This is a genomic window from Candidatus Chordibacter forsetii, assembly GCF_964187505.1.
Taxonomy (GTDB): domain Bacteria; phylum Verrucomicrobiota; class Verrucomicrobiia; order Opitutales; family Seribacteraceae; genus Chordibacter; species Chordibacter forsetii.
This window is the reverse complement of sequence record NZ_CAXLML010000068.1, coordinates 1-6,067: the sequence shown is the minus strand read 5'-3', so window position 1 is coordinate 6,067 and position 6,067 is coordinate 1. Positions and strand designations below refer to the sequence as shown.

At 44.6% G+C, this 6,067-nt stretch carries 5 protein-coding genes and 1 pseudogene; all 6 read right to left on the bottom strand.

Translation table 11 applies throughout. The features are described from left to right. A pseudogene (locus ACKPQ4_RS03025) lies at positions 1–207 on the bottom strand (sodium:solute symporter family protein); the annotation flags it as partial. Continuing rightward, positions 204–461, bottom strand: a complete 258-nt coding sequence (locus ACKPQ4_RS03020) for a hypothetical protein (RefSeq protein ID WP_407679734.1) — start codon at positions 459–461, stop codon at positions 204–206. The pseudogene ACKPQ4_RS03025 and the gene ACKPQ4_RS03020, both read right to left, overlap by 4 nt. A 42-nt stretch (positions 462–503) precedes the next feature. Further along, positions 504–2,021, bottom strand: coding sequence for an outer membrane protein assembly factor BamB family protein (locus ACKPQ4_RS03015; protein WP_407679733.1), 1,518 nt, complete (start codon positions 2,019–2,021; stop codon positions 504–506). A 25-nt stretch (positions 2,022–2,046) separates the two neighbouring features. Further along, positions 2,047–4,371 carry an outer membrane protein assembly factor BamB family protein gene (locus tag ACKPQ4_RS03010; RefSeq protein WP_407679732.1) on the bottom strand — a complete coding sequence of 775 codons (2,325 nt, stop codon included), beginning with the start codon at positions 4,369–4,371 and terminating at the stop codon, positions 2,047–2,049. Positions 4,372–4,506: 135 nt separating this feature from the next. Continuing rightward, complete coding sequence (locus ACKPQ4_RS03005; protein WP_407679731.1) at positions 4,507–5,727, bottom strand: PQQ-binding-like beta-propeller repeat protein; 1,221 nt, start codon at positions 5,725–5,727, stop codon at positions 4,507–4,509. Between the two features lie 93 nt (positions 5,728–5,820). Then, positions 5,821–6,067: hypothetical protein (locus ACKPQ4_RS03000; RefSeq protein ID WP_407679730.1), on the bottom strand; the 247-nt coding region annotated here is incomplete at its 5' end.

The window sequence follows — 6,067 nt, the reverse complement described above, 5'->3', positions numbered from 1 at the left end:
GCCACGCTCAAAGGATTTTCCTGTCGAACCAACAAGAGCAAAGGCAGTCATAGTGGTGCCAAATACACTCATCAGCAGAAGAAACGGACCAATACTGTGGCTGGCCACAAAGAAATCACGGCTTGTTCCCCGAAACATCCGACCACTTCCCCATCCTAGAAGTAAGAGTAAAGAAAGATAGCCTGAAATGATTAGTAAAACATTCACTGCTCAGAATTCCCCTTTCCTATGTGGTTGGATTTCGTAGAAGGTGAGCTTTTTTCTTCAGCATATTTTTCCCATTCGGTCGGCCATGCACGAGTGACTGCCCAAACTCCCAAGGCCGAACAGGCGAGGGAAAATAAAGCATGATAAAATAATCCAGTGGGCATACCCAACCCGACCAAACTTTCATCAGACCAATTCCAAATGTCTTGATGAAGAAACAGTAAAACCAAAAAGAATAACCAAAAGGTTCGCATCGGTACAGTTTTGGGATGGACTGACATTTGCTGAAGCCCCCGCTACTTGCCTATGGCATAAAGATGAGTCTGGGTGGCAACATAGAGGGTTTGATTGGCCACAACGGGCGAACTATAAATAGGGGCACCCAAATTTATAGTCTTAGGCTCAGGCTTTTCTTTTCCATGATCAAAAATAAGCAAATCGCCATCCTCATTTCCAAGGAGCACCTTACCGTCCACCAATAATGTGGACCCCCATATCCGGCTGTACGAATCGTAGGTCCAATAAACCTCCCCAGTCTCGGCATCCAAACAATGAAGAATTCCCGCGTATTCAGCTTGGTAGATTAGCCCATCTGCGATCGATGGTGTAGAAATCGTCCTGCCAATGTCTGTATTTTTCCAAATAACTTCTCCAGTCTTTGCATTGATGCAGGAAAGACGCCCTACCCCGTCTCCATGCTCTGGGTCCTGACCGATTGAACCATATATCTTGCCTTGGTAAAGAACCGGTGTGGCAATCAATTCACTGGGACCGGGAGGGGTAGCATAAGGAATTTTTCGCCCCTCTTTATCCTTCCGGTAGGTCGGTTCATTGCAATCGACTTTCCATAAAGGTAAGAAAAGATCAAAGCCCTCCTCATCCTGTTCAGTCTTGTTGGGATAGGCATAAAGAAACCCATCAGTTCCTCCCCAAAATAATAATTCCTGCCCGTCAATCTTTCCATATGTCAAAGAAGACCAAGCTGCGTGCAAGGCATGTTCACTTGCCCCAGAACCATCCTCTCCAATAAGTTCACCCGTGTTTTTATCAAGAGCGATCCAACTCGGAGAAAGAGGGCTGGGGATATTGGTATGCGACCAATCAACTCCATTAGAAGTGGCGACGAATAATCGGTCCTCAACGATCAAAGCAGATGAACTGGTCACATTGTGAGGAAAGACGCCTAACTCGTCTCGCATATCATAACGCCAAATGATGTCGGCATCCAATTTGAGGTTCAATGAATCAAGCGATCCTTTGGGACGAACATATAATTCCTCATCAGTGTAAGGGCCATCGTTTCCGTTCTTAAAACCGAATAAGTCCAAGCATACCACTTCGCAACGATTGGTCACAACATAAGCCCGACCATTTTCGATAGCTGGAGAAGAACAAACCCCTATATATTCCCAATCGCTTACCTTGCCGGCTCCAAGTTTAGGAATGACCAACTGCCAATCAAAGGCACCCGTTTTTTCATCCAGGCAGATCACCACCCCCCGGTCTCCCTGTTTCTTGGGGTCACGGGTTGATTCGTTGTTGGTTCCAACCAGAACTTTTCCCTCTCCAATGGTCACATTTCCGTAGGCCTGCGAGCCAAGTTTAGCTACCCATTTAACATTCTGTGTGGTTTTCATATCCACGACTTCATCTTCGAGCATTTTGCCCGGATCAAATTCCAAAGTCAGCCCAGTTTCAGTGGAAACCATGTTTCGCGTTCCATCCTTTCCCCAAACAGGCCAATCTTCGCCATAGACAACAGTTGCTGCCATAAAGGCATTTAGGAATAAAAATAAAATGGATGGATACTTCATCGCTTGATTAAGGTTCGGTCAATTTTCAGGGTTTGGGATAAATGGAGAGATTGTCAAAATAGACTTTCTTTTTGCTTTGAGGCGAAAGGGCATATATTCCGGGGGCTCCCCGCTTATGGGGTTGAGCGTGCGACTCCTCCAAAGTCCATGCTTCAGGTTCAGGCTCATCTCTTGGCCACGCTTTTGCCCGAAGCAATCCTGATCCATTTTCCTGCAAATCGATTTGAGTTTTTAAACGGTACCATTTGTTGGCCTCGATTGGAAAAGGGACAGATCTCTGAAAACGATCGTAATTAGAAACGACCTCGAGTTTGTTTGAATTGCCCACAAGAGCAAAAATATACCTTTGATTCACCACCCCAATGGTAGACTTTATTCTTCGATTTCCATCCACCTTGGCGTCCATCTCCACGATATAATTACTCGCCTGCCAGTGCCCTACAAAATTCATGGCTCTTTGAAAAAGTACACGGTCCAAAGTGTTTCCCGCTAGACGTTCTCCATCAAGGTCCTGTACTTGCCAACGCATACGAGCACCCAACCAAGGCAATGGCGGATAAGAAAATGGCACCCCATCGCTTGCCTGTTGGGTAAGTTTATATCCGTTTTCAAAGTTTTCTTCGTAAGGTAAAACCGGCAGTATTCTCCCCCGGGCAACTCCATGCAATCCTTGGTAGGAAGCTCGTATTGCTCCCGCAGAAAGCTTTGCCTGCGGGGAGGCAATCAAATTACCTGGTCCCTTGGTTGAAAGGTTTCCATCTAATTCCGCCTTAACTTTAGCAGTAGGTGGAATCCACTTTTCCCAAGACAACCCATCGCCTAGTTGTTTGATCCGGTAACCTGCCGAATCCAAGGCAAAAACCCGAAAATTCATTTCTTTGCCCGCGGGCAAAGCGAACTCAGAGGGTACAATTTGCAAAGAAGCAATTTTGTCAGAACTGGGGCTTTCATCTACTTCTTTTTTCCTAAAAGGTTTTGCTTTTATATCCTGTCCAAAACAATAAAGTTTCTTTTTAGATTGGATAAGAATTCTCCCATGAGCAACTGATGGTGGGGCCAAGCACGCACTCCCTAGATCAAGTTGGCTAAGGAGTTTAGCTTCAGAACCAAGGTCCTTCACCACCGAAACCTGACCGTCGAACATAGGTACATATAATTTACCGTCTGCCCATACAGGGGCTGCATGGATCTGATCAGGCGAAAGTTTTAGAGTCCAGTTGGTTTCACCACTCCGTGCATTATTACAAAATAATTCGCCCTTTTTAACGGTGGTATAGACACGGTCTTTGTAAATAACCGGTGAACTGGTAAAAGATTCAAGTTCGTCGTTTCGCCAAGCTTCGTTTTGCCTGTCAAGTTCCAGAATGGATTCTCCGAGTACAGGCACCTTGAATGGTTTTCGAATACCCACCATCCTGCCAATACGAGAACTATCGATATTTTCCTTGCCGTGCACAGCAATGACTAAATCTTCATGCACAACTACACCTGCATTCACTCCACCGTGAGACATTTTAAAACGCCAAAGCGGTTGTCCGGTTCGGGCATCCACACAGACCACATGACCGCAGCCAGTACCACTGTAAAAAACCCTTCTGCCATCTTCTAAGTTTTCAAAAACCAATGGGGCAAAAGAACTGTCTTTGGGCGTGGTACCAGGAGTGGAAGTCCAAACAAGATCCCCGTTTTCTTTATCGAATGCATAAAACCTGTCCCTCGCTGGTCCATTAGTTCCCCAGTTTGCAGTAATGGCGTGTAAAATGACTAATCCTTCGTCAACACAAGGACCACCTGTTCGGCCGTTTGGAAAAGTGAGTCGGGAGAACTCCTCCATTAAGGAGCGCTCCCACAACAAAGAACCATCGGTTGCATAGGCAAGAAGTTCACCTGCACTTGTTTGGAAATAAACATTTCCAGATTGGGGATCAACACAGGCTGATCCTACCCCATATCGATCATAAACAATATCACTTATAAAATCTTGCCGCCGCTGGTCCCAAATCAATTCACCACTTTTCAAATCTAAACAAGTTAGGCTTTCCTCCACCTGTTCTCCGCTTCCATAATATCCAAATTGGTAAACTTTCCCTCCTGCCACTACCGGAACTCCCCCACCCTGTATTTCATGTGTCCAAAGAAGTGTACCAGCTAATTCATCAGGTAATCCTTTTTCGGTAGAAACTCCCATGCCCTTATCACCACGGGCAAACAGCCAGTCGGACGATTTATTTTCCAAACGAAGCGTACTCGTTGCCTTAATGGTGGTTTGCTGTGGAGAGCCAAGGCGTATGCATGAGCTTACCGAGAGCAACAAAACAATAGCTAAGAAAAAATGCAGTTGGGATTTCATGAATCAGTATTTTAAAAAAAATAAGAATTAAACAGATTTGAAATTGGTAACCTTAGGAACTTTTAAGTCAAACCTGCTTGGGCTAAGGTCAGTAAATTTTCTAGCAACACTTTCAATTAGAAATTTATCAACTAGTCACTTCCCCATTGATAAGCATACCCAACTTCCAGAACTCGACCTACAATGCATGCGGCCATTGACATAACTTAGAGGAGTCCAGTTGTTTTTACCCCCAAGAACATGAAAACGAACAAGTTCATTAAAGCCATTTGAAGAAGCCTTGACTAAGGCAAGCTCACCTCGATCACTCAGCACAGCCAAGGTCTTATCAATCAGTATAACTGTACCCACACCAAAACCGCGCTCTTCCCAAATTTTCCTCCCATCACTAAGTTCCAAACAAAAGAGAGTGGCACGTTTTGCATTGGCACCTGTCTGACCATGAATGCCATAAGCATACCCATTTAGATGAATCAAGCTGGCCATTTGACAAGCAACCCCGTCAGATTCCCAAAGTACCTTGGGCTGAGAACTTTTAAGATCTAACAAAGCAGCACCCTTTCCATATCCACTGGCAACCAAGACTTGATCACCAAGATCCATTGGTTGGGCAGCATTGACCTCGTACCTGGTTTTATGCTGGTAGGAAACTTTTTCTTCCCCCGTTTGCAGATCGTGCAAAGATAAACCATATTGATTGAACACTACAATTTCAGAAGGATTACTAGCACGAAGGTAGGGGCTGGCATAACCCGCTTCCGCGGTTCCGCCTCTCCAAACTTCCTTTCCGGTTGTTATGTTCAAGGCTACCAAAGATCCATCGGATGACCCAGTTTGAACAATGACTTTATTTTCCACGACTAGGGGTGATCCAGAATATCCCCAAGTAGGACAATTTCCATCAAGTTCATCCACTAGATGCCTTTGCCAAATTACTTTTCCCGTGTTGGCATCCAAACAAAACAACGGACCCTCGTGCCCTTGCAAATAAACCTTATTCTTAAAAATCGTTGGAGTGGATCGAGTACCTCCCTGGAAATATTTGTCTCCGAGTCCAGATTCATATGTATGAGTCCACAAAACTTTACCGTTTTGGGAATTCACGCAATAAAGTGTATTTCGGTTATCTTTGTAACCCTGGGTGTAAGCAAGCCCGTTTGCTTCCACTACAGATGAATAGCCCAGCCCGACTTCAAGCTTCCACAAAACCTGAGGCTCTTCGTTACCCCAATCCAATCGCAAAGTTTTTTCTTGAGATTGATGGTTTCGATCAGGGCCGCCATAAGTTGGCCAATCCGAACCTTGAGTAGATTTAAGAATGAAGAAAAGTATGGTTGAGACGAAAAACAACTTCATGTGTCAATTCATTGACTTGGACTACATTAAAGTCAATCTTGCCTAACCTTTTAAAGGCAAAAGCTTTTCGGAGAGAAAATTACTAATTGAAACTTAGATAGGTCCGATTACTGATTGATCACCAAGTAAAAGAGATAATTCCAGATCGTCAGAATAATAACTGCTGGTATTTGCAAGTAAAGAATCCGGTCCATACTTCTTGGCACTTAATGAAACAACTATGTAATCGGCGTTAGCCGGTATTTCGAATTCAGAACTTAATTCATTCCATGTACTGGGGTCTCGGTCGGAAGGTAAGTTTTTTTCAACTCTCGCCAGAGACTGTTCGCTAAGATTTCCT

Bases quoted from the DNA above. Each gene is read 5' to 3' on its own strand.
- ACKPQ4_RS03010 (WP_407679732.1), bottom strand. From the start codon at position 4,371: ATGAAATCCCAACTGCATTTTTTCTTAGCTATTGTTTTGTTGCTCTCG.
- ACKPQ4_RS03015 (WP_407679733.1), bottom strand. From the start codon at position 2,021: ATGAAGTATCCATCCATTTTATTTTTATTCCTAAATGCCTTTATGGCA.
- ACKPQ4_RS03020 (WP_407679734.1), bottom strand. From the start codon at position 461: ATGCGAACCTTTTGGTTATTCTTTTTGGTTTTACTGTTTCTTCATCAA.
- ACKPQ4_RS03005 (WP_407679731.1), bottom strand. From the start codon at position 5,727: ATGAAGTTGTTTTTCGTCTCAACCATACTTTTCTTCATTCTTAAATCT.